Here is a 26,573-nt window from a genome sequence, read left to right as displayed (position 1 = left end):
GGCGATCTTAACAAGCGGACCGCCGCGCGGGGTCGAGCGATCCTTCCAAACCGCCACCCGGTGCGGCGCACACGCACGGAACGGGCCCGATCGCCCGTGGGAGCGGGGCGCCGCATTACAATGTCGCCCATGACGCAAACAGTGCTCCTCGCCATCGATACGTCGACCGAATACTGCTCGGTCGCGCTGCTGCGCTCGGCCCACGCCGATGACGCCGTTTCCACCCCGCAAACCTGGGTCCGCCACGAGCTGACGGGCGCCGTGTCGAGCACGCGCGTGCTGCCGGCCATCCAGGACCTTTTCGCCGAATCGGGGCTGACGCTCGCCGATTGCGACGCGATCGCGTTCGGCTCAGGCCCCGGCTCGTTCACGGGCCTGCGTACCGCGACAGGCATCACCCAGGGTCTCGCGTTCGGGCGCGGGCTGCCGGTCGTGCCGATCGGCACGCTGCTCGCGTGTGCCGAGCACGCACGTCTGCGCGCGCCCGGCACGACCCGCGTGCTGGCCGCGCTGGATGCGCGGATGGATGAAGCCTACTGGGCGGATTTCGCGTGGGACGACAGCACCGGCGACTGGCGCACGCTGCATCCGGCTTCGCTCGATGCGCCGGGCGCCGTCGGCGTGCCCGATGCACCGTTCACGCTCGCGGGCAATGCGGCCGCCGCGTTCGGCGCGCAGTTGCCGGCTGCGGCGCACGCGGCCGTGATCGACGGCGACGCGATGCCGCACGCGCTGGCGGTCGCCCATGCCGCCCTGCGTGCGTTCCGCGCCGGCCGTGCGGTGCCCGCCGACCAGGCCGCGCCGGAGTACGTGCGCGACAAGGTCGCGCAGACCACCGCCGAGCGCGTCGCGGCACGGGCCGCGCAGACGGGTGGAGCGAAGGGATGACGGGCGTCCTGCTGAGCGACCGCTATCTGGCGCCGATGACGGATGCCGATCTCGACGAGGTCGTCGCGATCGAGCACGTCGCATACGAATTCCCGTGGAGCCGCGGCAACTTTGAGGATTCGTTGCGCAACGGCTATCTGGGCGTGTGCCTGCGGCACGTGACGGGTTCGTTGATCGGCTATTGCGTGCTGATGCCCGTGGTCGACGAGATGCACCTGCTGAACCTGTGCGTCGCGCCGGCCGCGCAGTGCGCGGGCGCGGGCCTGGCGCTGCTGCGCGAGGCCGTGCGCATTTCGCGCGCGGAAGGGCTCGACGGCGTGCTGCTCGAGGTGCGGCCGTCCAATCTGCGCGCGATCCATCTGTACGAGCGTTTCGGCTTCTTGACGATCGGCCGGCGCAAGAATTATTACCCGGCGAAGCATCGCAGCCGCGAGGACGCGATCGTGATGCGTCTGACGCTGAACAAGGACAAAGGGGACGCGCATGGCATGGGCTGAAGCGGCGCTCGAGGAAATGGGCCTCGCGCAGATCTGGGTGCGGCGCGGGCAAAGCGCGGATGAAGGCACGGTCGAAGGCGCGACAACCGAAGCGCACACCGCCGCGCAAACCGGTGCCGTGGACGCCACACCGGCCGTCGCGACCGAGCGACCTGCGCGGACCGCGCGTACGCCGGTGCAAGGCGACGCACCGCCGGCGGTGGCGCGAAGCGTCGATGCGGCGCCGGCTCGCGAGCCGGCCGCCGCCCCGTCGCGCCGCGTCGACGACGGCGATCGCGCGCCTGCACCGGTCATGCCGGTCGCGTCGACCGACACGATGCCGCCGATGGACGACATGCCGCCTGCCGGACCCGACGATTTCGCGTGGTTCGATGCGGCGCCGCCGGGCGATCCCATGCCGGTGGCCGAATCGCGCCCCGTCGGTACGCCGGTTGCCGCGCTCGACTGGGATGCGCTGGCCGCGCGCGTGGCCGACTGCACGCTGTGCGGTCTGTGCGAGAAGCGGGCCAACACCGTGTTCGGCGTCGGCGACCGCGAAGCGGACTGGATGCTGATCGGCGAAGCGCCGGGCGAGAACGAGGACAAGCAGGGCGAGCCGTTCGTCGGCCAGGCCGGCAAGCTGCTCGACAACATGCTGCACTCGCTGTCGCTCAAGCGCGGCGACAACGTGTACATCGCGAACGTGATCAAGTGCCGGCCGCCCGGCAACCGCAATCCCGAGCCGGACGAGGTCGCGAGCTGCGAGCCGTATCTGCAGCGCCAGGTCGCGCTCGTGAAGCCGAAGCTGATCGTCGCGCTCGGCCGCTTCGCCGCGCAGACGCTGCTGAAGACGGACGCGAGCATTGCGTCGCTGCGCGGCCGCGTGCATGCGTACGAAGGCGTCCCGGTGATCGTGACCTACCATCCGGCATACCTGCTGCGCAGCCTGCCGGACAAGTCGAAGGCGTGGGCCGACCTGTGCCTCGCGCGCGACACGTTCCAGCGCGCAGAAGGCGGCGACGCGAACGGGCCGGCCGGACAATGACGACCGGCGCGGCGTTCGCATTCGTCGATACGCTGCACGACGTCGCGGTTCGGGATCTGGGCTGGCTGCTGGCCAGCCCGAGCCTGCTGACCGCGGTGCCGGACGCGCCGCTGGCGCGCCCGTGGCTGGATGCGGTGGGACAGTCGGCCGTCGAAGCATGGCTCGCCGCGCTCGATGCGCAGCCCGAGCCGCTGCATCGCGCGCTCGACGGTTTCCGGCCCACCCGGCTCGGCCGCTACGCCGAATGCCTGCTCGAGTATTTCCTGACGCACGGGCCGTCGCTGCGGCTCGTCGCGGCCAATCTGCCGCTGCGCAGCAACGGCAAGACGCTCGGCGAAGTCGATTTTCTCGTCGATGCCCCGGACGGGCAGCGCCTGCACTGGGAACTCGCGGTGAAGTGCTACCTGTGCGCACCGGTGCAAGCCGGTGCATCGCTTGCCGATTTCGTCGGCCCCAACCTCGTCGACCGGTTCGACCGCAAGCGCACTCGGTTACTCGAGCACCAGCTGCGGCTCGGCGATCGCGACGGGTTTGCGCGGCTCGGCTACGGCGCGCCGTCCGACGCGCAGATGTTCATCAAGGGCTGGTTGTTCTACCCCTACGGCGCTCCGCTGCCGCCGGTGTCCGCGGAAATCGCGCCGGATCACCCGCACGGTTTCTGGCTGACGCACGCGCAGTGGCCGGCCTGGGCGGCCGCCCAGCGTGCCGGCGTCGCATGGAGCGTGTTGCCGCGGCTTGCGTGGCTGGCGCCGCGACGGGCTGCCGCCGGTAGTGGATTCGAACCCGAAACGCTGGCGGCTACGCTGGAACTGCCGCCGGTGTTGACGACGCGCGAGGCACCCGCGCTGATCGGCATCCATGAAAAGGGTAGTGACGGCACGTGGCGCGAAACGGCGCGCGGCTTCGTCGTGCCGGACGACTGGCCGGTACGCGCCCAGGCGTTCGCGGCGCAGGATCACTGACGCCGCGCCAGCCGGCGCTCACCACCAGCGATGGAAGTGATGGACGGGGCCGACGCCGTGACCGACGTCGAGGTGGCCGCTCGCGGCGATCGCGCCGGTCAGGTAGGTCTTGGCTTCGCGTACCGCGCTTTCAAGGTCGGGCTGCTGCGGCAGCAGCGCGGCGATCGCCGACGACAGCGTGCAGCCGGTGCCGTGCGTGTTGCTGACCGGCAGGCGTGCGCCGTCGAGCCGGACCGTGCGGGTCGCTTCGACGAGCCAGTCGGGGCTCGCGGACGCGTCCGGCAGGTGACCGCCTTTCATCAGCACGGCGCGCGCGCCCGTCTGCAGCAACGCCTGGCCTTGCCGGACCATGTCGTCCTCGGTGGTTGCGGGCACATCATTCAGCAGCGCGGCCGCTTCGGGCAGGTTCGGCGTCACGACCGTCGCGAGCGGCAGCAGCGCGTCGCGCAACGCGTCGACGGCATCGGGTGCGAGCAGCGCGTGCGCGCTCTTCGAGATCATCACCGTGTCGAGCACGACGAAGCGCGGCGTGTAGCGCCGCAGCGCGTCGGCGACCGCGTGCACGATCGCCGCGTTCGCGAGCATCCCGATCTTGACCGCATCGATGCGGATATCGCCGAACACCGCGTCGAGTTGCGCGGTCACGAACGCCGCGTCCGGCGCATGCACACCCGTCACGCCGCGCGTGTTCTGCGCGGTCAGCGCGGTGATCACGCTCGCGCCATACGCGCCGAGCGCGGAAAAGGTCTTCAGGTCGGCCTGGATGCCTGCGCCGCCGCCCGAATCGGAGCCGGCGATCGTCAGGATGTTGGGTATCGGGTGCGTCATGAGGGCAACGCGCCGGTTCGAGGGCCGGCGCCGGCGGACGGAAACGGGAAGTGTAGCGTCAGTGCCGCGATTCGCCGATCAGCGCGACCGAGTCGAACTGGCGCTGGTTTGCCTGGTGCCGGCGCATCACGAGCCACATCGTCAGGCAGACGAACGTGCCGAACAGTACGATCACGACGCCGACCGGCACGTCGAGCCACACGAGCACCGCATACAGGCACAGCATCACGAGCACCGACAGGTTCTCGTTGAAGTTCTGCACCGCGATCGAGTGGCCGGCCGACAGCAGCACGTGGCCGCGATGCTGCAGCAGCGCGTTCATCGGAACGACGAAGTAGCCGGACAATGCGCCGACGCACATCAGGAAGATGTACGCGATGATCAGGTACACGGGCATGCGCAGGTGGCCGATGTGCACGGCCCAGTTCGACGGGAACAGGTCGCGCGTGTAGAACGCCATCAGCATCACCGCGATGCCCATGATGATGCCGACGGGCAGCACGGTCAGCGACTTCTTCAACGGGATTCGGGCGGCGGCGGCGATTGCGCCGGCCGCGACGCCCACGGCGACCACGGCCTGCAGGATCGCGCCTTCCGACAGCGACATGCCGAGCGACACTTCAGCCCACTTCAGCACGATGAACTGCAGCGTCGCGCCCGCGCCCCAGAACAGCGTCGTGACCGCCAGCGAGATCTGGCCGAGCTTGTCGCGCCACAGCACCATGAAGCAGTCGGCGAAATCCGTGAGGAGCTTGACCGGGCCGCGTTCCTGCTTCGGGTAGCGGGCGCCCGTATCGGGGATGCGCAGGTTGAACAGCGCGGCGATCACGTAGATCGCCATGATGATCGCCATCGCCGCTTCGGCGGGCGTGCCGATCCAGGCTGGCGTGTGTGCGATCACGTGCGACGCGATGTGCGGGCTGATCAGCGCACCGCCGAGCACGGTGCCGAGAATGATCGAGCTGACGGTCGTGCCTTCGATCCAGCCGTTCGCGGCGACCAGCCGGTCGGCCGGCAGCAGCTCGGTGAGGATGCCGTATTTCGCGGGCGAGTAGGCCGCCGCGCCGAAGCCGACGATCCCGTACGCAATCAACGGGTGGGCGCCGAACAGCATGATCATGCAGCCGACGACCTTGATCGAGTTGGTGATGAACATCACGCGGCCCTTCGGGCGCGAATCCGCGAAGGCGCCGACATAGGCCGCCAGCACCACATAGGACAACACGAAGAACAGCTTCAACAGCGGTGTCATCCAGTTGGGGGCGTGGAGGTCTTTCAGCAGGGCGATGGCGGCGATGAGGAGCGCATTGTCGGCCAGCGACGAGAAAAACTGCGCGGCCATGATGGTGTAAAAACCTTTTTTCATCTGATGCGATGCTTTCGTCGCTGCGGCAGGGCCGCGTAGGCCGCCTGGTATGCGATCGGCTTATTCCGTTCGAAATGGGTTGTGCGCACGGCTTTATAACATGAAAATACGCCAATTCGGACTAGCAAGATTCCCCGATCGTTCCGCAAATTGTCGGCTTCAGTGCTCAAAAGGCGCGGTAAGCTGATGATTCGCAAGCGTCTTTACGTAAATTTCCCATGCCGCGCCCGATCTCCGCCACCATCCATACCGCCGCTCTCGCGAACAATCTCTCCGTCGTCCGCCGCTTTGCCGGCCCGTCCAAGGTCTGGGCGGTCGTCAAGGCCAACGCGTACGGTCATGGTCTCGCGCGTGTGTTTCCCGGCCTGCGCGGCACCGACGGCTTCGGCCTGCTCGACCTCGACGAGGCCGTCAAGCTGCGCGAGCTCGGCTGGGCCGGCCCGATCCTGCTGCTCGAAGGGTTCTTCCGCTCGACCGACATCGACGTGATCGACCGCTACAGCCTGACGACGACCGTCCACAACGACGAGCAGATGCGGATGCTGGAAACGGCGCGGCTGTCGAAGCCCGTCAACGTGCAGCTCAAGATGAACAGCGGGATGAACCGGCTCGGCTACCAGCCGGAAAAATACCGCGCCGCTTGGGAGCGCGCCCGCGCGTGCCCCGGCATCGGCCAGATCACGTTGATGACCCATTTTTCGGACGCGGACAACGAGCGCGGCGTCGCCGAGCAGCTCGCCACGTTCGAGCGCGGCGCGGAAAGCATCGCCGGCGCGCGCAGCCTCGCGAACTCCGCGGCCGTGCTGTGGCATCCGGACACGCACTTCGACTGGGTGCGCCCGGGGATCGTGCTGTACGGCGCGTCGCCGTCCGGGCTGTCGTCGGACATCGCCGATACCGGGCTGAAGCCCGCGATGACGCTTGCGTCCGAGCTGATCGCGGTGCAGACGATCGGGAAGGGCCAGGCGATCGGCTATGGCTCGACGTTCTCCGCGCAGGCACCGATGCGGATCGGCGTGGTCGCGTGCGGTTACGCGGACGGCTATCCGCGGGTCGCACCCGAAGGCACGCCGGTGATCGTCGACGGCATCCGCACGCGGATCGTCGGTCGCGTGTCGATGGACATGATCACCGTCGACCTGACCCCGTGCCCGCAGGCCGGCGTCGGTGCGCGCGTCGAGCTGTGGGGCAACGCGCTGCCGATCGACGACGTCGCCCGCCATTGCGGCACGATCGGCTACGAGCTGATGTGCGCGGTCGCCGGCCGCGTGCCCGTGCGCGCGGAATAAGGGCGTCGCGCGTGGCCAAACAGAAAACCGTATACGTCTGCAGCGAGTGCGGCGGACAGACCCCGAAGTGGCAGGGCCAATGCCCGTCGTGCCAGGCCTGGAACACGCTGGTTGAATCGGCCGCCGAGGCGCCGTCGGCCCACCGTTTCCAGTCGCTCGCCAAGCGGGCGCCCGTCCAGCGTCTCGTCGACATCGAAGCGGCCGACGTGCCGCGCTTCTCGACCGGTATCGGCGAATTCGACCGCGTGCTCGGCGGCGGGCTGGTCCCGGGCGGCGTCGTGCTGATCGGCGGCGATCCGGGCATCGGCAAGTCGACGCTGCTGCTGCAGTCGCTCGCGGATATCGCGAGCGAGCGGCGCGCGCTCTATATCAGCGGTGAGGAGTCGGCCGCGCAGATCGCGTTGCGCGCGCAACGGCTTGCGCTGCTCGACGGCGGTGCGGCGGCGGATGAACTGAAGCTGCTCGCCGAGATCCAGCTCGAGAAGATCCAGGCCGCGATCGACACGGAACGGCCGGACGTGGCCGTGATCGACTCGATCCAGACCGTCTATTCGGAAGCGCTCACATCGGCGCCGGGCTCGGTCGCGCAGGTGCGCGAGTGCGCGGCGCAGCTCACGCGCATCGCGAAGCAGTCGGGCACCGCGATCATCATGGTCGGGCACGTGACGAAGGAGGGCAACCTGGCCGGCCCGCGCGTGCTCGAGCACATCGTCGACACCGTGCTGTACTTCGAAGGCGACACGCATTCGTCGTTCCGGCTCGTGCGCGCGTTCAAGAACCGCTTCGGTGCGGTCAACGAACTCGGCGTGTTTGCGATGACCGAGCGCGGGCTGCGCGGCGTGGCCAACCCGTCCGCGCTGTTCCTGTCGCAGCACGAGCAGGTCGTGCCCGGTTCGTGCGTGCTCGTCACGCAGGAAGGCACGCGCCCGCTGCTCGTCGAAATCCAGGCGCTCGTCGATACGGCGCACGTGCCGAACCCGCGCCGGCTCGCGGTCGGCCTCGAGCAGAACCGGCTCGCGATGCTGCTCGCCGTGCTGCACCGGCACGCGGGCATCGCGGCCTTCGATCAGGACGTGTTCCTCAACGCGGTGGGCGGCGTGAAGATCACCGAGCCGGCCGCCGACCTCGCGGTGCTGCTGGCGATCCATTCGTCGATGCGCAACAAGGCGTTGCCGAAGGGGCTGATCGTGTTTGGCGAAGTCGGGCTGGCGGGCGAGATCCGGCCGTCGCCGCGCGGGCAGGAACGGCTGCGCGAAGCCGCGAAGCTCGGTTTCACGTCCGCGCTGATTCCGAAGGCGAATGCACCGAAGCAGCCGATCGAAGGGCTGAACGTGATGGCCGTCGATCGGCTCGAACAGGCGATCGACCGCGTACGCGATCTCGAGTGACCGGCCCAGAGGGCGCCCGGCCATGCGTGCGGGCGATCTGTCGCGTAATTCGTTGTAAAGAAGATGTAGGCTTCTGTAACCCGACGGACATCGCTTTTCCCTATCCTTTGCCGGATTGTCGAACCGCGCAATGCGAAGGGATCCTATGTTGAAATCGTATGGGGAAGCGCCGAGCGGACGCCTTTACAACCTGCGTGGCTGCCGCGTGTCGGAGCCGATTCGCCAGCCCTGGGGCGGCGGATGCCGGATCGTCGAATGGATCGACGACGAGGGGCGCCTGGCGCGCAAGGTCGTGTCCGAGGACGTGACGGAAGCGGAAGTCGCTGCGGCGATCCGGCGGCCAACCGAAGGGCGCCGGCACCTGATGGGCGACGACGAGCAGATGCCGCGCGACACGTTGCCTCGACGCTGAGCCGGCAACTCGGCGAATCGGGTGACTGCGGTAATGAATGAACAGGCCGGGCCGGCGCGCCCGGCCTTGTCGTATCTGGGGCCGCCTACGGCCCGATGGTCTGTCGAGGTACTGCGATGCCGAGGTGTCGCGGCGCGGAGCCAGTCGGCACGCAGGGCTGGGCGGCGTATCGGTTGGCCGTGCCGCGACGGCGGTCAGCCGATCTGCTCGAGTTCTTCCTGCGCGGCGAGCCAGTCGGCCTCGACCGTTTCGAGACGCGTGTTGACGTCCCCGAGCTTGCGGATCGCATCGGTCAGTTCCGTCTTGCGCTCGGCCTCGTAGCTCGCCGGATCGGCGACGAATGCGTCGAGGCGCGCCTTCTGCGCGTGCAGCGTCTCCATTTCCTTTTCGAGCTTCGTGATGCGCGTCTGCAGCGGCTTCTTCAGCACCGACAGGCGCTGCCGCTCCTCGGCGGCCTGACGCTTCTGGTCCTTGCGGTTGGCCGCGGCACCCGCGCCCGCCGACGCCGCGCTGTCGGCCTTCGCGGCGGCGCGCTGCTCGGCCGCGTGCTGCAGCAGCCAGTCACGGTAGTCGTCGAGGTCGCCGTCGAACGGCTGCAGCCGGTGCTTCGCGACCAGCATGAACTGGTCGGTCGTCGCGCGCAGCAGGTGGCGGTCGTGCGAGACGAGGATCAGCGTGCCTTCGAACTGCGCGAGCGCCATCGTCAGCGCATGGCGGGTTTCGAGGTCGAGGTGGTTGGTCGGTTCGTCGAGCAGCAGCAGGTTCGGCTTCTGCCAGATGATCAGCGCGAGCGCGAGGCGTGCCTTTTCACCGCCCGAAAACGGCCCGACCGGGGTGGTCGCCATGTCGCCCGAGAAGTTGAAGCCGCCGAGGAAGTCCCGCAGCTCCTGTTCGCGCGTGTCGGGCGCGAGCCGTGCCAGATGCGCGAGCGGGGAATCATCTTCGCGCAGCGTTTCGAGCTGGTGCTGCGCGAAATAGCCGATCGTCAGCCCCTTGCCGTCGCGGACGTGCCCCGACAGCGGCGCGAGCGTGCCGGCCAGCGTCTTGATCAGCGTCGACTTGCCCTGGCCGTTCGCACCGAGCAGGCCGATGCGCTGGCCGTTCTGGATCGACAGCGCGACGCGCTCGACGATCGGGATTTCCGCTCCGCCGTCGGCGTGGTAGCCGCAGCGGACGTCTTCCATCACCATCATCGGGTTCGGCGCGGCATCGGGCGTGCGGAATTCGAACGTGAACGGCGACGCGATGTGCGCGGGCGCGATCAGCTCCATCTTCTCCAGCGCCTTCATCCGGCTCTGCGCCTGCTTGGCCTTGGTCGCCTTGGCCTTGAAGCGGTCGACGAAGCTCTGCAGGTGTTCGATCGTCTTCTGCTGCTTTTCGTAGGCGCTTTGCTGCAGCGCCAGTTGCTGCGCGCGCAGCACTTCGAACTGCGAGTAGTTGCCGCCGTAGCGCTTCACCTGGCGGTTTTCCAGATGCAGCGTGACATTGCAGATCGAATCGAGGAATTCGCGGTCGTGCGAAATCACGACGAGCGTGCCGGGGTAGCGGTGCAGCCAATCCTCGAGCCAGACGATCGCGTCGAGGTCGAGGTGGTTCGTCGGTTCGTCGAGCAGCAGCAGGTCGGAGCGGCACATCAGCGCCTGCGCGAGGTTCAGGCGCATGCGCCAGCCGCCGGAGAAGCTCGCGACGGATTCGCGCGTCTGCGCGAGCGTGAAGCCGAGGCCGAGCAGCAGCGCCTCGGCACGGGCAGGCGCGGTATAGCCGTCGGCGTCGGCGAACGCCGCGTGCGCGTCGGCTTCGGCGGCGCCGTCATGTGCGGCGGAGGCGGCGGCGATGCGGGCCTCGATCTCGCGCAGCGCGGCGTCGCCGTCGAGCGTGTAGTCGAGCGCCGAGCGGTCGACCGCGGGCGTTTCCTGCGACACATGGGCGATCCGCCACGACGGCGGCATCGAGAAATCGCCGCCGTCCGAGTGCAGCTCGCCGCGCAGGACCGAGAACAGGGTCGACTTGCCGGCGCCGTTCGCGCCGATCAGGCCGGCTTTCTCGCCGGGATTGAGCACGAAGGAGGTCGACTCGAACAGCGGCTTGGTGCCGCGCGCAAGGCTGAACTGATTGAAACGGATCACGGCGGAAATGACTGGCCAAAACCGCTATTCTAGACTGCGCGCCGCTCGCGCCGGGCATTGGCCATTCGGCGGATGCCGCAACGGGGCAATTTCGCCTAGACTCCACGTCGATCCGGTTTCGTAAAAGGAGTGCCCGATGTCCACCCTGTATTCGTTCAGCGCAGAGACGCTTGCCGGCGCGCCGGCCTCGCTCGATGCGTATCGCGGCAAGGTGCTGCTGATCGTCAACACCGCGAGCGAGTGTGGTTTCACACCGCAGTACGCGGGCCTGCAGAAGTTGTACGACCAGTACGCGGCACGCGGCTTCTATGTGCTCGGCTTCCCGTGCAACCAGTTCGGCAAGCAGGAGCCCGGCGACGCCACACAGATCGGCGCGTTCTGCGAGCGCAATTACGGCGTCACGTTCCCGATGTTCGCGAAGATCGACGTGAAGGGCGACCATGCGCATCCGCTGTACCGCTACCTGACCGACGAGGCGCCCGGCATTCTCGGCCTCAAGGCGATCAAGTGGAATTTCACGAAATTCCTGGTCGATCGCGAAGGGCGCATCGTCAAGCGCTACGCGCCGTCGACCAAGCCGGAGGAAATCGCCGCGGATATTGACAAGCTGCTGTGACGGCTGCCGGCGGCGTTCACGGCGCCGGTGCGGGTCGCACGGGCGCCGCCGCCGTCCGGGCCGTCAGAGGATCGGTGCGAACAGTCGCGCGACGTGCATCGCGATGCGCCGCCAGGCGGGCGATTGGCGGTATTCGCTCGCATCGACCTCGTACGCCTGCGCGAAATCGGCATCGAGCATCGTCTCGACCTCGTCGGCGAACGTGCGATCGACGGTCAGCACCATGATCTCGAAATTGAGGCGGAACGAACGGTTGTCTAGATTCGCGCTGCCGATCGCCGCCGCGATGCGGTCGATCAGCACGACCTTCTGGTGCAGGAAGCCGGGCCGGTAGCGGAACACCTTGACGCCCGCATCGACCAGGTCGCGCGCGTACAGCTTCGACGCCTCGAATACCACGTAGTGATCGCGCCGGCTCGGGATCAGGATGCGAACGTCGACGCCACGCATCACGGCGAGCTTCAGCGCGGAGATCACGGCTTCGTCGGGGACGAGGTACGGCGTGGTGATCCAGACCCGCTCGCGCGCGGCGTTGATCGCCTCGACGAAGAACAGCGAGCCCGTCTCCTGCTTGTCGGCTGGCCCCATCGGCACCGCGAGGCAATGCATGTTGTCGCCGGGCAGTGCGGGCGGCGGCAGCGCGAGCGGCGGCAGCTTCTGCGTTGCCCAGTGCCAGTCTTCGGCGAACACGTACTGGATGCTCGCGACCACCGGGCCGCGGATCTCGATGTGCGTGTCGCGCCACGGCGACAGGCGCGGCTTCGCGCCGAGATACTCGACGCCGATGTTGTGGCCGCCGACGAACGCGCGATTGCCGTCGACGACGACGATCTTGCGGTGGTTGCGGAAGTTGAGCTGGAAGCGGTTGACGAACGTCCGGTTGGTCGCGAACGGGTGGACCTCCACGCCGCCCCGGCGCAGCGTGTCGACGTAGCTGTGCGGCAGGTCGAAGCTGCCGATGCTGTCGTACAGCAGGCAGCAGCGCACGCCCGCTGCCGCACGCGCGAGCAGTGAGTCGCGCATCATCCGGCCGAGTGCATCGTCGCGCACGATGAAGAACTGCACCACCACGTAGTCGCGCGCGGCGTCGATGGCCGCCAGGATCGCCGAGAACGTCGCGTCGCCGTTCACGAGCGTGCGCACCGAATTACCGCCGAGGAACGGCATGCCGCCGAGCCGCGTGAGCGCGAGCACCGCGGCCTGGCCGATTGCGTCGGCGGCCGGCCCGTCGGTCGCGTCGGTGCTGAGCCAGGGCGAGCGCGGTGTGTGCATGCGCAACATTTCCAGCTCGTGGCGCCGGGCGTCGACGTAGCCGGAGAACTTGCTGCGGCCGAGGAACAGGTACGGAATGAGCGTCAGGTACGGCATGGCTGCGAGCGAGACGGCCCACGCGATCGCGCCTTGAGACGTGCGCGTATTCATGATCGCGTGGAATGCCGCGACGATCCCGAGCACGTGGATGGTCAGGATCAGGGTGCCGAGATGTAGCCAGTCGAGGGTCATGGGCGCGTGACGGACTCCTGAGGTCGTGCGGCCGGGCGGCCGCCTACGCGCATCTTACCCAACCGTGCGGCGCAACGGTGCACCGCACGGTGGGCGAGCCGGACAGGCTCAGGCCTTGCGGGGCAGGTCCGACGCCTGGATCAGGAACACGGCGTCGTCGCCCGCGCTGGTGGGCAGCCACGTGAGCTCGAGGCCGCCGAACGCGGCTTCGACGTGTTCGCGCTCGTTGCCGATCTCGACGACGAGCACGCCGTCGTCGTGCAGCCAGCGATGGGCCTCGGCGACGATACGTCGCACGATGTCCATCCCGTCATCGCCACCCGCGAGCGCCATCTCCGGCTCGTGCCGGTACTCGGGCGGCAGCGCGGCCATCGACGACGCGTTCACGTACGGCGGGTTCGTCAGGATCACGTCATAGCGCGAGCCCGGATCGGTGCGGAACGCGGGCAGCGGCGCGTAGAGGTCGCCGCGGTGCAGCGCGACGCGGTCTTCGAGGCCGTAGTCGCGTACGTTGATCTCGGCGACTTCGAGGGCCTTGTCGGACAGGTCGACCGCATCGATCTCGGCGTTCGGGAACGCGCTCGCCGCGAGGATCGCGAGGCAACCGGAGCCCGTGCACAGTTCGAGCACCGCGCCGACCTGCTCGGGGTCGGCGACGTACGGCTGCAGCCCGTCGTCGAGCAGTTCGCCGATGAACGAGCGCGGCACGATCACGCGTTCGTCGACGTAGAAGCGGTGGCCGTGCATCCACGCTTCATGCGTGAGGTACGCGGCCGGCACGCGGTCGGTCGCGCGCCGTTCGATCACGGCGAGCACGGCCGCGATTTCGTCGGGCAGCAGCCGCGCGTCGAGGAACGGCTCGAGCGTGTCGAGCGGCAGGTCGAGCGTGCGCAGCACGAGGTAGGCCGCTTCGTCGTACGCATTGTCGGAGCCGTGGCCGAACGCGAGCTTCGCCTTCGAGAAGCGCGTGACCGCGTAGCGCAGCAGGTCGCGAACAGTGGCAAAAGGTGTCGTCATGCGAGGCTCCATCAGGCGATCAGTTGTTCGAGCACGCTGCGGTACACGTTCTTCAGCGGGTCGACGAAGCGCACTTCGATGTGCTCGTCGATCTTGTGGATACTGCCGTTAGGCGGGCCGAACTCGATCACCTGCGGGCAGATGCGCGCGATGAAACGGCCGTCCGACGTGCCGCCCGTGGTCGACAGCTCGGTCGTGATGCCGGTCTCGGCGCGGATCGCGTTTTCCAGTGCGCCCGACAGCTCGCCGCGCGGCGTGAGGAACGGCAGGCCGCTCACCGACCACTTCAGCGTGTATTCGAGGCCGTGCTTGTCGAGGATCGCGTGCACGCGTGCCTGCAGGCCCTCGACCGTGCTGGCGGTCGAGAAGCGGAAGTTGAACAGCAGGTCGGCGTGGCCCGGAATCACGTTGGTCGCGCCGGTGCCGGCGTGCAGGTTCGACACCTGCCAGGTGGTCGGCGGGAAGTATTCGTTGCCTGCGTCCCACTGCTCGGCGGCGAGCTCGGCGAGCGCCGGCGCGAGCAGGTGGATCGGGTTCTTCGCAAGGTGCGGATACGCGATGTGGCCCTGCACGCCCTTGACGACGAGTTCGCCCGACATCGAGCCGCGGCGGCCGTTCTTCACGACATCGCCGAGCTCGGTGGTCGACGTCGGCTCGCCGACGATGCAGTAGTCCATGCGTTCGCCGCGCGCTTCGAGCAGCTCGACGACCTTTACGGTGCCGTCGGTGGCGGGGCCTTCCTCGTCGCTCGTGATCAGGAACGCAACCGTGCCGCGGTGGCCGGGATGGGCCGCGACGAATTCCTCCGACGCGACGACGAATGCCGCGAGCGACGTCTTCATGTCGGCCGCGCCGCGGCCGTACAGCTTGCCGTCGCGATGGGCGGGGATGAACGGCGGCGAGCTCCACTGCTCGAGCGGGCCGGTCGGCACGACGTCGGTGTGGCCCGCGAACGCGAGCAGCTTGCCGTCGCGGCCGTCGGTGCCGCGCTTGACGGCCCACAGGTTGGTCACGCCGTGCGACGCGATGGTCTCGCATTCGAAGCCGAGCGCCGCGAGGCGCTCGGTCATGATCTGCTGGCAATGCTGGTCGTCGGGCGTCACGGACGCGCGGGCGATCAGCTGTTCGGTAAGGGCTAGGGTGGCGGACATGGTTCGGACCACTTTCGATAAAAAATGCCGGCGCGGTGGCCGGCAGCGACAAGACGTCGGGCTGCGCCGACAGGCGCAGCGCGGGCAGCCCTATGCGGCAAACAGCGCCGCGTATTGATCGGCCACGAAGCCGAGCGATTTCACGCGGCCGTTGACCACCAGCACGGGGCGCTTGATGACCGACGGCTTGTGGATCATCAGCGCGACCGCGCCGGCCTTCGTTTCGGCGGCCGCCTTCATCGCGTCGTCCAGGCCGCGCCACGTCGTGCCGCGCTTGTTGACGAGCGCGTCGAGCGACACGTCCTTCAGCCAGTCCTCGACGAGCGGTGCGCTGACACCGAGCTTCTTGAAGTCGTGAAACTCGAATTCGACGCCGTGATCGTCGAGCCACACGCGGGCCTTCTTCACGGTGTCGCAGTTCGGAATGCCGTAGACGACCACGGTGTGCGGCTTCGCCATCAGTCGCCTCGCAGCAGCTCGTTCAGGCCGACCTTCGCGCGCGTCTTCGCGTCGACCTTCTTGACGATCACCGCGCAGTACAGGCTGTGCGAGCCATCCTTCGACGGCAGGTTGCCGGCGACGACGACCGAGCCGGCCGGGATGCGGCCGTAGCTGACTTCGCCCGTCTCGCGGTCGTAGATCTTCGTGCTTTGGCCGAGGTACACGCCCATCGAGATCACCGAGTTTTCCTCGACGATCACGCCTTCGACGACTTCCGACCGCGCGCCGATGAAGCAGTTGTCTTCGATGATGACCGGGTTCGCCTGCAGCGGCTCGAGCACGCCGCCGATGCCGACGCCGCCCGACAGGTGCACGTTCTTCCCGATCTGTGCGCACGAACCGACCGTTGCCCACGTGTCGACCATCGTGCCTTCGTCGACGTACGCGCCGATGTTGGTGTACGACGGCATCAGCACGACGTTCTTCGCGATGAACGAGCCGCGGCGCGCGATGGCCGGCGGGACGACGCGGAAGCCGCCCGCGGCGAAATCTTCGGCGGTGTAGTTCGCGAACTTCGACGGCACCTTGTCGTAGAACTGCGAGTAGCCGCCGGCGGGCATCGGCGCGTTGTCCTCCAGGCGGAACGACAGCAGCACGGCCTTCTTCAGCCACTGGTGCACGGTCCAGTTGCCGTCGATCTTCTCGGCCACGCGCAGCGCGCCTTTGTCGAGCTGCTCGATCGCGTGCGCGACGGCTTCGCGGACGTCGGCCGGTGCGGCCTTCGGCGACAGCTCGGCGCGGTTTTCCCAGGCGGTATCGATGATTTGCTGAAGTTGTTGCGACATGTTCGTTTTCGCAGGAGATGGATGGAATTGATCGGATGGACGATTACCGCGCGAGAGAGCGGCAGAAATCGACGATGCGTTGCGCGCCCTCGACGCATTCGGGGGTGCCCGCGACGAGCGCGATCCGGATGAAATCGCGGCCCGGATTCGTGCCGTGCGCATCGCGCGCCAGGTACGAGCCGGGCAGAACCGTCACATTATAGTCGGCGTACAGGCGGCGGGCGAACTCGGTGTCCGACAGCCCGGTGCGCGACACGTTGGCCCACAGGTAGAACGCCGCGTCGGGCAGCTTCACGTCGATCACGTCGGCGAGCATCGGCGTGACGGTATTGAACTTCTGCAGGTACAGCGCGCGGTTCTCGCGCACGTGCGCCTCGTCGTTCCACGCGGCGATGCTCGCGTGCTGCCAGACCGGCGACAGCGCCGCGCCGTGGTACGTGCGGTACAGCAGGAATTGCTTCAGCAGCGCCGCGTCCCCGGCGACGAAGCCCGAGCGCATGCCCGGCACGTTCGAGCGCTTCGACAGGCTCGACAGCATCACGAGGCGCTCGAAGCCGCGGCCGAGGCGGTGCGCGGCCTCGAGGCCGCCCAGCGGCGGCGCTGCTTCGTCGAAATAGATTTCCGAATAGCATTCGTCGGACGCGATCACGAAACCGTGGCGGTCGGACAGCGCGAACAGCTCGCGCCAGTCGTCGAGCGTCAGCACGGCGCCCGTCGGGTTGCCCGGCGAGCACACGTACAGCAGTTGCGTGCGCGCCCAGACTTCGTCCGGTACGGACGCGTAGTCGCACGCGAAGTTGCGGGCCGGGTCGCTGTTCGCGAAATAGGGTTCGGCACCGGCCAGCAGCGCCGCGCCCTCGTAAATTTGATAGAAAGGATTCGGACAGAGTACGATCGCCTTCTCGCCCTGTTCGGCCGGGCGGGCGTCGATCACCGTCTGCGCAAGCGAGAACAGCGCCTCGCGCGACCCCGACACGGGCAGCACCTGCGTGGCCGGATCGATGGCCGGCAGCCCGTAGCGGCGCTCGAGCCAGTGCGCGATCGACGTGCGCAGCGCGTCCGAGGCGGCGGTGGCCGGGTACGACGCGAGACCGTCGAGCGCGGCCACCACGGCGTCGCGGATCAGCGCCGGGGTCGCATGTTTGGGCTCGCCGATGCCGAAGCTGATCGGTTTGAGGGCGCCGGAGGGCGTCACGTCCTTGAACAGGGCGCGCAGCTTTTCGAAGGGATAGGGCTGGAGCGAGTCGAGTCGAGGGTTCACGGGCGAAGCGGCCATCGCGGCCGGTTGGAGCGAAAGAAGCGGCGTGCGCGCCGCGCGGCTGCGAACGGGCGCCGATGGCGCGCGGGTCGCAACGGACGATTATAGCGTGACGGAATGCGGTCACGGCCTGCCGGAACGGCGGCCGGGCCGGTCGAATAAAGGGTATCGAACCAAATGAATAACGCGGTACGCGGCAGCCTGCCGACGCTGGCCATCCTGATCGGCGCATCGGTATGGGGCCTGATCTGGTATCCGCTGCGGATCCTGGCGTCGCTCGGCGTGACGGGCACGCTGGCGAGCGCGCTGACGAGCCTCGTCGCCTTCCTGTTCGTGATCGTCGCGCGCCACCGCACGATCGCGACGCTGCGCTGGCACTGGGTGCTGCCCGGCATCGCGGTGACGGCCGGCGTGACGAACCTCGGGTTCGTGTGGGGCACGATCCACGGCGAGGTGCTGCGCGTGATGCTGTTGTTCTACCTGACCCCTGCATGGACCGCGATCTACGCGCACTTCCTGCTGCGCGAGCGGCTGACCTGGGCCGGCGCGGGGCTCGCGGCGCTGTCGATCGGCGGCGCGATGCTGATGCTGTGGTCGCCGGCGCTCGGCCTGCCGCTGCCGGCCACGCCGGCCGAATGGGCAGGTCTCGCGGCCGGGTTGAGCTTCGCGATGAGCAACGTGCTCGTGATCAAGGCGAGCCGCGAGCTGCCGGAGATGCGCGCGGAAATGCGCACGGCGACCCTCTTCGGCGGTGCGGCGGTGTTCGGCGCGATCGCGTCGCTGTTCGAGGGGATACCGGCTGCGCCGCCGGGCGGCCAGCTCGGCACGGCCGCGCTGATCATCGTCGCGATCGGCGTGACGATGGCGTCGAACAACCTGCTCGTGCAATACGGGCTGGCGCGCGTGCCGGCGAACCGTGCGTCGATCATCATGCTGTTCGAGATCGTGATCACCGCGCTGTCGGCATGGGTGTTCGCGAACGAGCTGCCGACCGCGCGCGAGTGGGCGGGCGGCGCGTGCATCGTGCTGGCGACGCTGCTGTCGAGCCGGGTCCATCGTGCCGCGCCGGCACCGGACAAACCCGGCGACGGTCGGGACGGCGCACGCGCGATGGTATGATGGAAGCCGTTTGCGGGGCCCAACGCTGTATGCGCGCGGCCCCGCTTTTGAATTCCGGGGCGCATCGCGCGCATGGGCTGTCCGGCCTCGCGCAGTGCGGCTCCGTCCGTTTCACACCTTCTTCACATCCGATACCGCCGTGCGTCTGAGCTCGATCAAACTCGCTGGCTTCAAATCCTTTGTCGATCCCACGCATTTCCAGGTTCCGGGCCAGCTTGTCGGCGTGGTGGGCCCGAACGGGTGCGGCAAGTCCAACATCATCGATGCCGTGCGCTGGGTGCTCGGCGAGTCGCGCGCTTCCGAGCTGCGCGGCGAATCGATGCAGGACGTGATCTTCAACGGCTCGACCGCCCGCAAGCCCGGCAGCCGGGCCAGTGTCGAACTGATCTTCGACAACTCCGACGGCCGCGCGGCCGGCCAGTGGGGCCAGTACGGCGAGATCGCCGTGAAGCGCGTGCTCACCCGCGACGGCACGTCGAGTTACTACATCAACAACCTGCCGGCGCGCCGCCGCGACATCCAGGACATCTTCCTCGGCACCGGCCTCGGGCCGCGTGCGTACGCGATCATCGGGCAGGGCATGATCGCGCGGATCATCGAGGCGAAGCCGGAAGAGCTGCGCGTGTTCCTCGAGGAAGCCGCGGGCGTGTCGAAGTACAAGGAACGCCGCCGCGAGACCGAGAACCGCCTGCACGACACGCGCGAGAACCTGACGCGCGTCGAGGACATCGTCCGCGAACTCGGCGCGAACCTCGAGAAGCTCGAGGCGCAGGCCGTCGTCGCGACCAAGTACAAGGAACTCGTCGCCGACGGCGAGGAGAAGCAGCGCCTGTTGTGGCTGCTGCGCAAGAACGAGGCGGCCGGCGAGCAGCAGAAGCAGCAGCGCGCGATCGAACAGGCGCAGATCGACCTCGAGGCGCAGACGGCGAAGCTGCGCGAGGTCGAGGCGCAGCTCGAGACGCTGCGCGTCGCGCATTACTCGGCAAGCGACGCGATGCAGGGCGCGCAGGGTTCGCTCTACGAAGCGAACGCCGAGGTGAGCCGCCTCGAAGCCGAGATCAAGTTCATCGTCGAATCGCGCAATCGCGTGCAGGCGCAGATCGCCGCGCTGAATGCGCAGCGCGAGCAATGGCGCGCGCAGGCCGAGAAGGCGCAGGACGAGCTCGAGGAAGCCGAAGAGGCGCGCGCGATGGCCGACGAGAAGGCCGCGCTCGCCGAAGACAACGCTGCCGCGAAGCACGACGCGCTGCCGGCGCTCGAGGCGAAATTCCGCGATGCGCAGGCGCAGCTCAACGACGAGCGCGCGCGGATCGCGCAGACCGAACAGTCGCTGAAGCTCGAAGCCGCGCACCAGCGCAACGCCGACCAGCAGCTCCAGCAGCTGCAGCAGCGCCATGAGCGCCTGAAGAGCGAAGCGAGCGGGCTCGACGCGCCGGACGAGGCGCAGCTCGAAGAGCTGCGCATGCAGCTCGCCGAGCAGGAAGAGATCCTGGCCGAGGCGCAGGCGCGCCTCGCCGACGCGCAGGAAACGGTGCCGCGCCTCGATGGCGAGCGCCGTGCCGCGCAGGAGCGCGTGCAGGCCGAAGCCGCGCAGATCCACCAGCTCGAGGCGCGTCTCGCCGCGCTGAAGCAGCTGCAGGAAAACGTGCAGACCGAAGGCAAGGTGCAGCCGTGGCTCGACAAGCACGAGCTCGGCGCGCTGCCGCGTCTGTGGAAGAAGCTGCATGTCGAAGCCGGCTGGGAAGCGGCGCTTGAAGCCGTGCTGCGCGAGCGCCTCGCCGCGCTCGAAGTGTCGAATCTCGACTGGGTGAAGGCTTTTGCCACCGACGCACCTCCCGCGAAGCTCGCGTTCTACGCGCCGCCCGCGGCTGGTGAACCGCCGGCGGCCGTGGCCGGCCTGCGTCCGGTGCTGTCGCTCGTGCGCATCGACGATGCGGGCATCCGCGCGGTGCTGAACGACTGGCTCGGCAACGTGTATGTCGCCGACGACGTCGCGCAGGCACTCGCGACGCGCACGCAGCTGCCGGCAGGCGGCGCGTTCGTCGTCAAGGCCGGCCATATCGTCACGCGCGTCGGCGTGCAGCTGTATGCCGCCGATTCGGAGCAGGCCGGGATGCTGGCCCGCCAGCAGGAAATCGAAAACCTGACGCGCCAGGTGCGTGCGCAGGCGCTGCTCGCCGACGAGGCGCGCACGGCCGCGGTACGTGCCGAAGCCGCGCACACGCAGGCCACGCAGGCGCTCGGCGATGTACGCGCGCAGGCCGAGCGTGCGACGCAGCGCGTGCACGCGCTGCAGATGGACGTGCTGAAGCTCGCGCAGGCGCACGAACGTTACACGCAGCGCAGCACGCAGATCCGCGAGGAACTCGAGGAAATCGGCGCGCAGATCGAAGAGCAGCGCGCGATGCGCGCGGAGTCGGAAGCGAATTTCGAGCGTTTCGACGGCGAACTTGCGGAACTGCAGGCGCGCTTCGAGGACAACCAGCTCGCATTCGAAGCGCTCGACGAATCGCTGACGCAGGCGCGTCAGGAAGCGCGTGACCTGGAGCGCGGCGCGAACGACGCGCGCTTCGCCGCACGCAATGCCGTGACGCGGATCGACGAACTCAAGCGCAGCATCCAGGTCGCACACGAGCAGAGCGAGCGCGTCGCCGCGTCGCTGGAAGACGCACGCGCCGAGCTCGAGACGATCAACGAGCAGACCGCGCACACGGGCCTGCAGGATGCGCTCGAGATTCGAGCGGTGAAGGAAGAGGCGCTGCAGGCCGCGCGGATCGAACTCGACGACCTGACCGCGAAGCTGCGCGCGTCGGACGAGCAGCGACTCGTCGCCGAGCGCTCGCTGCAGCCGCTGCGCGACCGCATCACCGAATTGCAGTTGAAGGAGCAGGCTGCGCGCCTGTCGGTCGAGCAGTTCGCGGAGCAGCTGACGACGGCCGAGGTCGACGAGGAAGCGCTGCGCGAGAAGCTCACGCCGGATCTGAAGCCGTCGTACCTGCAGGGCGAGGTTACGCGCCTGAACAACGCGATCAACGCGCTCGGTCCGGTGAACATGGCCGCGCTCGACGAGCTGAAGGCCGCGAGCGAGCGCAAGGTGTTCCTCGACGCGCAGTCGGCGGACCTGATCGACGCGATCACGACGCTCGAGGACGCGATCCACAAGATCGACCAGGAAACCCGCACGCTGCTGCAGGGCACCTTCGACGAGGTCAACCGTCACTTCAGCGACCTGTTCCCGCGTCTGTTCGGCGGCGGCCAGGCGAAGCTGATCATGACGGGCGACGAAATTCTCGACGCCGGCGTGCAGGTGATGGCGCAGCCGCCGGGCAAGAAGAACGCGACGATCCACCTGCTGTCGGGCGGCGAGAAGGCACTGACCGCGACCGCACTGGTGTTCGCGATGTTCCAGCTGAACCCGGCGCCGTTCTGTCTGCTCGACGAGGTCGACGCGCCGCTCGACGACGCGAACACCGAGCGTTTCGCGAATCTCGTGCGCGCGATGTCCGACAAGACGCAGTTCCTGTTCATCTCGCACAACAAGATCGCGATGGAAATGGCGCAGCAGCTGATCGGCGTGACGATGCAGGAGCAGGGCGTGTCGCGGATCGTTGCGGTAGACATGGAAACCGCCGCGGGTTTTGCCCAGAATTGACGTTTGACGAAACCGGACCGCGTTCGCGCGGCGCATGGGCGCCCGTTCGCGGTTCCGACGAACAAGAATTGCTGATGGAGCGTGCATGGACGAGTTGACACTCGGTTTGATCGGCGCGGGCGCGGTCGTGGTGGGCGGCGTCGTGGTCTACAACGCATGGCAGGGCGCGAAGGTGCGGCGCAGGATGCCGCGCCCGATGCCGGAGGAAGCGGCCGAGGCGATGAACCGCCCCGAACGCGAGGAAGAATTGCCGTTCATCGAGCCGGTGCGCCAGCCGGTGCGGCGCGAGCCCGCGGCACCGGCCCCGGCGGCCGCCACGGGCGGCACGCCGGCCGAAGTCGCGCGCGTCGAGCCGACGTTCGGTGGAGCGGCACCTGCCGACATGCCGGCCGATCTGCAGGCCGAGGCGACCGGCGTCGATGCACCGTCCGAGTCGGTCGAGCCGGTTGCCGGCGAAACAGCCGTGCCGGCTTCCGCGCACGACACGCACGCTGAACCGGCCGAGCCGGCCGAACCGGTGCTACCGGCCGCCACGACGATCTCGTCGGCCCCGCCGGCGATCGTCGACCGCCGGATCGACTGCATCGTGCCGATCCGCCTCGGCGGGTCGCTGCCGGGCGACAAGATCCTGCCGGCCGCGCAGCGGCTGCGCCGCGCGGGCAGCAAGCCCGTGCACATCGAAGGCAAGCCGGAAGGCGGCCAGTGGGAGTTGCTGCAGAACGGCGTGCGCTACGAGGAACTGCGCGCGGCCGCGCAGCTCGCGAACCGCAGCGGTGCGCTGAACGAGCTCGAGTTCTCCGAATTCGTGACGGGCGTCCAGCAGTTCGCCGACGCGATCGACGGCGCCCCCGAATTCCCGGACATGATGGAAACGGTCGCGATGGCGCGCGAGCTCGACGCGTTTGCCGCGCAGTGCGACGCGCAGCTGTCGATCAACGTGATGTCGGACGGCGCGCCGTGGTCGGCGAACTACGTGCAGGCGGTCGCGTCGCAGGACGGGCTGCTGCTGTCGCGCGACGGCACGCGTTTCGTGAAGCTCGACGCGAAGCAGAACCCCGTGTTCATGCTGCAGTTCGGCGACACGAACTTCCTGCGCGACGACCTCACGTACAAGGGCGGCAACATGATCACGCTGGTGCTCGACGTGCCGGTCGCCGAAGAGGACATCCTGCCGTTCCGGCTGATGTGCGATTACGCGAAATCGCTGTCCGAACGGATCGGCGCGCGGGTCGTCGACGATTCGCGGCGGCCGCTGCCGGAATCGACGCTGGTCGCGATCGATCAGCAACTGATGAAGCTGTACGCGAAGCTCGAGGAAGCCGGCATCCCGGCCGGTTCGCCGGTCACGCGCCGCCTCTTCAGCCAGTAACGCGCGCCCGGCGGGCGGCGGCTTCCGGCGCCGTCGCCCGACGCTGCCATGCACCGTGCTTGTGTGCACTGCAGCGGGCCCGCGCGGCACGCATCGCGTGCCCCCGCTGCGGCGTCAAACTGAGATAATCGGAATTCCGATTTTTCAGAACGACTCTGCCGCCAGCATGGCCCGAACCCAAGCCGAACCGCCAGCCAGCCAGCCCGACGCGCGCGCCGCGTGGCTGCGCGATCAACTCGAGCGGGCGAACTACGCCTATTACGTGCTCGACCAGCCGGATCTGCCAGACGCCGAATACGACCGGCTGTTCCGCGAATTGCAGCAGCTCGAGACCGACCATCCCGAACTCGTGACGCCCGATTCGCCGACGCAGCGTGTCGGCGGCGAGGCGGCCGGTGGCTTCACGCCGGTCGTCCATGACGCGCCGATGCTGTCGCTGAACAACGGTTTCGCCGACGAGGACATCGTCGCATTCGACAAGCGTGTCGCCGACGCGCTCGACAAGACGACCGATCTCGCCGGCTCGGTGACGGAGCCCGTCGAGTACGCATGCGAACTGAAGTTCGACGGTCTCGCGATCTCGCTGCGCTACGAGCAGGGGGTATTCGTGCAGGCGGCCACGCGCGGCGACGGGACGACGGGCGAGGACGTGACCGAGAACGTGCGCACGATCCGCTCGATTCCGCTGAAGCTGAAGGGCAAGAACGTGCCGGCCTTGCTCGACGTGCGCGGCGAGGTGCTGATGTTCAAGCGCGATTTCGCACGCCTGAACGAACGCCAGCGCGCGGCCGAGCAGCGCGAATTCGCGAACCCGCGCAACGCGGCGGCCGGCAGCCTGCGCCAGCTCGACTCGAAGATCACCGCGCAGCGGCCGCTGTCGTTCTTCGCGTACGGGATCGGCGTGCTCGACGGGATGCCGATGCCCGATACGCACCGCGCGCTGCTCGACTGGTACGAGTCGCTCGGCCTGCCCGTGAACCGCGAGCGAGCGGTCGTGCACGGCGCCGAAGGCTTGCTCGACTTCTTCCGCAAGGTTGGCGAGAAGCGCGAGTCGCTGCCGTACGACATCGACGGCGTCGTCTACAAGGTGAACCGGCGCGACGAACAGGAGCGCCTCGGCTTCGTGTCGCGCGCGCCGCGCTTCGCGCTCGCACACAAGTTCCCCGCGCAGGAAGCGCTGACCAAGCTCGTCGCGATCGATGTGCAGGTCGGCCGCACCGGCGCGATCACGCCGGTCGCGCGCCTCGAGCCCGTGTTCGTCGGCGGTGCGACCGTGACGAACGCGACGCTGCACAACGAGGACGAGGTGCGCCGCAAGGACATCCGGATCGGCGATACCGTGATCGTGCGCCGCGCGGGCGATGTGATCCCCGAGGTGGTCGGCGCGCTGCTCGACCGGCGACCGGCCGATGCGGCCGAGTTCGTGATGCCGACCGAATGCCCGGTGTGCGGCTCGAAGATCGAGCGCCTGCCGGACGAGGCGATCGCCCGCTGCACGGGCGGCCTGTTCTGCCCGGCGCAGCGCAAGCAGGCGCTGTGGCACTTCGCGCAGCGCCGCGCGCTCGACATCGACGGGCTCGGCGAGAAAATCATCGACCAGCTCGTCGAGCTGAATCTCGTGCGCACGCCGGCCGACCTGTTCAATCTCGGCTTTGCGACGCTCGCCGAGCTCGACCGGTTCGCCGAGAAGTCGGCACAGAACCTGCTCGACTCGCTCGAGAAGGCGAAGCACACGACGCTCGCGCGCTTCATCTATGGGCTCGGCATCCGTCACGTGGGCGAATCGACCGCGAAGGATCTGGCGAAGCATTTCGGCTCGCTGACGCCGATCATGGACGCATCGATCGAAGAATTGCTCGAAGTCAACGACGTCGGGCCGATCGTCGCCGAGTCGCTCCATCAGTTCTTCGCGGAAGAGCACAACCGGACCGTGATCGAGCAGTTGCGCGCGCCGGGCAAGGTGACGTGGCCGGAAGGGCCGCCCGCGCCGAAGGCGCCGCAGGGCGTGCTGGCCGGCAAGACGGTCGTGCTGACGGGCACGCTGCCGACGCTCACGCGCGATGCCGCGAAGGAAATGCTCGAAGCGGCGGGCGCGAAAGTGGCCGGTTCGGTATCGAAGAAGACGGATTACGTGGTCGCGGGCGCCGAAGCCGGCAGCAAGCTCGCGAAGGCCGAGGAACTCGGCATCCCCGTGCTGGACGAAGACGGCCTGCACCAACTCCTGGAGGGTAATACGCCATGATTCGCGAGATCCTGAAGATGGGCGATCCGCGCCTGCTCGAAGTCGCCAAGCCGGTCGAGCGGTTCGATACACCCGAACTGCACGAGATCGTCGCGGACATGTTCGAGACGATGCACCATGCGAACGGCGCCGGCCTGGCCGCGCCGCAGATCGGCATCGGGCTGCAGATCATCATCTTTGGCTTCGGCAACAACAACCGCTACCCGGACGCGCCCCCGGTGCCCGAGACCGTGCTGATCAACCCGAAGATCGAGTACATGCCGCCGGACATGGAAGAGGGCTGGGAAGGCTGCCTGTCGGTGCCGGGCATGCGCGGCGTCGTCAGCCGCTACGCGAAAGTGCGCTACAACGGCTTCGACCAGTACGGCGAGAAGATCGACCGCGTGGTCGACGGTTTTCACGCACGCGTCGTCCAGCACGAATACGATCACCTGATCGGCAAGCTGTATCCGATGCGGATCACCGACTTCACGCGCTTCGGCTTCACGGAAGTGCTGTTCCCGGGGCTCGATCCGGCTTCCGACGATTGATTGCCGCACTGGCTTCTCAGCTTCTCGCAGACAAGAAAAAGCCCGCTTGC

Annotated in this window: 22 protein-coding genes; 13 read left to right on the top strand and 9 right to left on the bottom strand. The window is 68.1% G+C overall.

Annotation, left to right across the window (positions count from 1 at the left end; translation table 11 throughout):
• Positions 1 to 120 precede the first annotated feature (120 nt).
• Genes tsaB through CFB50_RS11260 form a run of 4 tightly spaced genes read left to right on the top strand, consistent with a single transcriptional unit; the run spans position 121 to position 3,371 of the window.
• Positions 121 to 888, top strand: a complete 768-nt coding sequence (gene tsaB / locus CFB50_RS11275; RefSeq protein WP_089445880.1) for a tRNA (adenosine(37)-N6)-threonylcarbamoyltransferase complex dimerization subunit type 1 TsaB — start codon at positions 121 to 123, stop codon at positions 886 to 888.
• Positions 885 to 1,385, top strand: coding sequence for a ribosomal protein S18-alanine N-acetyltransferase (rimI, locus tag CFB50_RS11270; RefSeq protein ID WP_069248297.1), 501 nt, complete (start codon positions 885 to 887; stop codon positions 1,383 to 1,385). Before tsaB ends, rimI begins: the two co-directional genes overlap by 4 nt.
• Positions 1,372 to 2,409: a uracil-DNA glycosylase gene (locus CFB50_RS11265; RefSeq protein WP_089445879.1), complete on the top strand. Its 1,038-nt coding sequence runs from the start codon at positions 1,372 to 1,374 to the stop codon at positions 2,407 to 2,409. The genes rimI and CFB50_RS11265 overlap by 14 nt, the downstream gene beginning before the upstream one ends.
• Positions 2,406 to 3,371 (top strand): DUF1853 family protein, encoded by a 966-nt coding sequence (locus CFB50_RS11260; protein ID WP_069248295.1) that lies wholly within the window; start codon positions 2,406 to 2,408, stop codon positions 3,369 to 3,371. Before CFB50_RS11265 ends, CFB50_RS11260 begins: the two co-directional genes overlap by 4 nt.
• Positions 3,372 to 3,389: 18 nt before the next feature.
• Here CFB50_RS11260 and thiD read toward each other — a convergent pair whose 3' ends face one another.
• Both thiD and lplT read right to left on the bottom strand, forming a co-directional pair.
• Positions 3,390 to 4,199: a bifunctional hydroxymethylpyrimidine kinase/phosphomethylpyrimidine kinase gene (gene thiD, locus CFB50_RS11255; RefSeq protein ID WP_089445878.1), complete on the bottom strand. Its 810-nt coding sequence runs from the start codon at positions 4,197 to 4,199 to the stop codon at positions 3,390 to 3,392.
• Between the two features lie 58 nt (positions 4,200 to 4,257).
• Positions 4,258 to 5,565: a lysophospholipid transporter LplT gene (gene lplT, locus CFB50_RS11250; RefSeq protein ID WP_069248293.1), complete on the bottom strand. Its 1,308-nt coding sequence runs from the start codon at positions 5,563 to 5,565 to the stop codon at positions 4,258 to 4,260.
• Positions 5,566 to 5,783: 218 nt separating this feature from the next.
• Here lplT and alr point away from each other — a divergent pair, with 218 nt between their 5' ends.
• From alr to CFB50_RS11235, 3 genes are all read left to right on the top strand, one after another.
• On the top strand, positions 5,784 to 6,854 hold the full coding sequence (gene alr / locus CFB50_RS11245; protein ID WP_069248292.1) for an alanine racemase: 1,071 nt from the start codon (positions 5,784 to 5,786) through the stop codon (positions 6,852 to 6,854).
• 11 nt (positions 6,855 to 6,865) lie between these two features.
• Positions 6,866 to 8,242, top strand: coding sequence for a DNA repair protein RadA (radA, locus tag CFB50_RS11240; RefSeq protein ID WP_069248291.1), 1,377 nt, complete (start codon positions 6,866 to 6,868; stop codon positions 8,240 to 8,242).
• Positions 8,243 to 8,387: 145 nt separating this feature from the next.
• Positions 8,388 to 8,654, top strand: a complete 267-nt coding sequence (locus tag CFB50_RS11235) for a DUF2866 domain-containing protein (protein WP_039342663.1) — start codon at positions 8,388 to 8,390, stop codon at positions 8,652 to 8,654.
• Positions 8,655 to 8,848: 194 nt separating this feature from the next.
• Here the strand turns inward: CFB50_RS11235 and CFB50_RS11230 are convergent, their stop codons facing one another.
• Positions 8,849 to 10,780, bottom strand: a complete 1,932-nt coding sequence (locus CFB50_RS11230) for an ATP-binding cassette domain-containing protein (protein WP_089445877.1) — start codon at positions 10,778 to 10,780, stop codon at positions 8,849 to 8,851.
• Between the two features lie 136 nt (positions 10,781 to 10,916).
• Here CFB50_RS11230 and CFB50_RS11225 point away from each other — a divergent pair, with 136 nt between their 5' ends.
• Positions 10,917 to 11,396, top strand: coding sequence for a glutathione peroxidase (locus tag CFB50_RS11225; protein WP_047850708.1), 480 nt, complete (start codon positions 10,917 to 10,919; stop codon positions 11,394 to 11,396).
• A gap of 63 nt (positions 11,397 to 11,459) precedes the next feature.
• Here the strand turns inward: CFB50_RS11225 and cls are convergent, their stop codons facing one another.
• The 6 genes from cls to dapC form a co-directional block, all read right to left on the bottom strand.
• Positions 11,460 to 12,899, bottom strand: coding sequence for a cardiolipin synthase (cls, locus tag CFB50_RS11220; protein ID WP_089445876.1), 1,440 nt, complete (start codon positions 12,897 to 12,899; stop codon positions 11,460 to 11,462).
• A gap of 108 nt (positions 12,900 to 13,007) precedes the next feature.
• Positions 13,008 to 13,916 (bottom strand): 50S ribosomal protein L3 N(5)-glutamine methyltransferase, encoded by a 909-nt coding sequence (prmB, locus tag CFB50_RS11215; RefSeq protein WP_089445875.1) that lies wholly within the window; start codon positions 13,914 to 13,916, stop codon positions 13,008 to 13,010.
• Between the two features lie 11 nt (positions 13,917 to 13,927).
• Positions 13,928 to 15,067 carry a succinyl-diaminopimelate desuccinylase gene (gene dapE / locus CFB50_RS11210; RefSeq protein ID WP_089445874.1) on the bottom strand — a complete coding sequence of 380 codons (1,140 nt, stop codon included), beginning with the start codon at positions 15,065 to 15,067 and terminating at the stop codon, positions 13,928 to 13,930.
• Between the two features lie 90 nt (positions 15,068 to 15,157).
• A complete protein-coding gene (locus CFB50_RS11205; protein WP_069248286.1) occupies positions 15,158 to 15,526 on the bottom strand; it encodes an ArsC family reductase in 369 nt (122 codons plus the stop codon).
• Positions 15,526 to 16,353 carry a 2,3,4,5-tetrahydropyridine-2,6-dicarboxylate N-succinyltransferase gene (gene dapD, locus CFB50_RS11200; protein WP_006478479.1) on the bottom strand — a complete coding sequence of 276 codons (828 nt, stop codon included), beginning with the start codon at positions 16,351 to 16,353 and terminating at the stop codon, positions 15,526 to 15,528. The genes CFB50_RS11205 and dapD overlap by 1 nt, the downstream gene beginning before the upstream one ends.
• A gap of 43 nt (positions 16,354 to 16,396) precedes the next feature.
• On the bottom strand, positions 16,397 to 17,629 hold the full coding sequence (gene dapC / locus CFB50_RS11195) for a succinyldiaminopimelate transaminase (protein WP_089445873.1): 1,233 nt from the start codon (positions 17,627 to 17,629) through the stop codon (positions 16,397 to 16,399).
• 159 nt (positions 17,630 to 17,788) lie between these two features.
• On the opposite strand from dapC, the gene CFB50_RS11190 reads away from it, so the two are divergent.
• From CFB50_RS11190 to def, 5 genes are all read left to right on the top strand, one after another.
• Complete coding sequence (locus CFB50_RS11190; protein ID WP_089445872.1) at positions 17,789 to 18,730, top strand: DMT family transporter; 942 nt, start codon at positions 17,789 to 17,791, stop codon at positions 18,728 to 18,730.
• 139 nt (positions 18,731 to 18,869) lie between these two features.
• Positions 18,870 to 22,382, top strand: a complete 3,513-nt coding sequence (smc, locus tag CFB50_RS11185; RefSeq protein ID WP_089446090.1) for a chromosome segregation protein SMC — start codon at positions 18,870 to 18,872, stop codon at positions 22,380 to 22,382.
• 85 nt (positions 22,383 to 22,467) lie between these two features.
• On the top strand, positions 22,468 to 23,751 hold the full coding sequence (locus tag CFB50_RS11180) for a cell division protein ZipA C-terminal FtsZ-binding domain-containing protein (protein ID WP_089445871.1): 1,284 nt from the start codon (positions 22,468 to 22,470) through the stop codon (positions 23,749 to 23,751).
• Positions 23,752 to 23,917: 166 nt separating this feature from the next.
• On the top strand, positions 23,918 to 25,993 hold the full coding sequence (gene ligA, locus CFB50_RS11175; protein ID WP_089445870.1) for an NAD-dependent DNA ligase LigA: 2,076 nt from the start codon (positions 23,918 to 23,920) through the stop codon (positions 25,991 to 25,993).
• On the top strand, positions 25,990 to 26,523 hold the full coding sequence (gene def, locus CFB50_RS11170; RefSeq protein ID WP_089445869.1) for a peptide deformylase: 534 nt from the start codon (positions 25,990 to 25,992) through the stop codon (positions 26,521 to 26,523). The genes ligA and def overlap by 4 nt, the downstream gene beginning before the upstream one ends.
• Positions 26,524 to 26,573 lie beyond the last annotated feature (50 nt).

Origin of the sequence: Burkholderia sp. AU33423 (genome assembly GCF_002223135.1) — a bacterium.
In the GTDB taxonomy this organism is placed as follows: Bacteria; Pseudomonadota; Gammaproteobacteria; order Burkholderiales; family Burkholderiaceae; genus Burkholderia; species Burkholderia lata_D.
This window is presented reverse-complemented; position numbering and strand designations above follow the sequence as displayed.

What these genes read in the sequence shown, in the direction of transcription:
- tsaB (WP_089445880.1), top strand. Translation starts at nt 121, where the DNA reads ATGTCGCCCATGACGCAAACAGTGCTCCTCGCCATCGATACGTCGACC.
- rimI (WP_069248297.1), top strand. Translation starts at nt 885, where the DNA reads ATGACGGGCGTCCTGCTGAGCGACCGCTATCTGGCGCCGATGACGGAT.
- CFB50_RS11265 (WP_089445879.1), top strand. Translation starts at nt 1,372, where the DNA reads ATGGCATGGGCTGAAGCGGCGCTCGAGGAAATGGGCCTCGCGCAGATC.
- CFB50_RS11260 (WP_069248295.1), top strand. Translation starts at nt 2,406, where the DNA reads ATGACGACCGGCGCGGCGTTCGCATTCGTCGATACGCTGCACGACGTC.
- thiD (WP_089445878.1), bottom strand. Translation starts at nt 4,199, where the DNA reads ATGACGCACCCGATACCCAACATCCTGACGATCGCCGGCTCCGATTCG.
- lplT (WP_069248293.1), bottom strand. Translation starts at nt 5,565, where the DNA reads ATGAAAAAAGGTTTTTACACCATCATGGCCGCGCAGTTTTTCTCGTCG.
- alr (WP_069248292.1), top strand. Translation starts at nt 5,784, where the DNA reads ATGCCGCGCCCGATCTCCGCCACCATCCATACCGCCGCTCTCGCGAAC.
- CFB50_RS11235 (WP_039342663.1), top strand. Translation starts at nt 8,388, where the DNA reads ATGTTGAAATCGTATGGGGAAGCGCCGAGCGGACGCCTTTACAACCTG.
- CFB50_RS11225 (WP_047850708.1), top strand. Translation starts at nt 10,917, where the DNA reads ATGTCCACCCTGTATTCGTTCAGCGCAGAGACGCTTGCCGGCGCGCCG.
- cls (WP_089445876.1), bottom strand. Translation starts at nt 12,899, where the DNA reads ATGACCCTCGACTGGCTACATCTCGGCACCCTGATCCTGACCATCCAC.
- prmB (WP_089445875.1), bottom strand. Translation starts at nt 13,916, where the DNA reads ATGACGACACCTTTTGCCACTGTTCGCGACCTGCTGCGCTACGCGGTC.
- dapE (WP_089445874.1), bottom strand. Translation starts at nt 15,067, where the DNA reads ATGTCCGCCACCCTAGCCCTTACCGAACAGCTGATCGCCCGCGCGTCC.
- CFB50_RS11205 (WP_069248286.1), bottom strand. Translation starts at nt 15,526, where the DNA reads ATGGCGAAGCCGCACACCGTGGTCGTCTACGGCATTCCGAACTGCGAC.
- dapD (WP_006478479.1), bottom strand. Translation starts at nt 16,353, where the DNA reads ATGTCGCAACAACTTCAGCAAATCATCGATACCGCCTGGGAAAACCGC.
- dapC (WP_089445873.1), bottom strand. Translation starts at nt 17,629, where the DNA reads ATGGCCGCTTCGCCCGTGAACCCTCGACTCGACTCGCTCCAGCCCTAT.
- CFB50_RS11190 (WP_089445872.1), top strand. Translation starts at nt 17,789, where the DNA reads ATGAATAACGCGGTACGCGGCAGCCTGCCGACGCTGGCCATCCTGATC.
- CFB50_RS11180 (WP_089445871.1), top strand. Translation starts at nt 22,468, where the DNA reads ATGGACGAGTTGACACTCGGTTTGATCGGCGCGGGCGCGGTCGTGGTG.
- ligA (WP_089445870.1), top strand. Translation starts at nt 23,918, where the DNA reads ATGGCCCGAACCCAAGCCGAACCGCCAGCCAGCCAGCCCGACGCGCGC.
- def (WP_089445869.1), top strand. Translation starts at nt 25,990, where the DNA reads ATGATTCGCGAGATCCTGAAGATGGGCGATCCGCGCCTGCTCGAAGTC.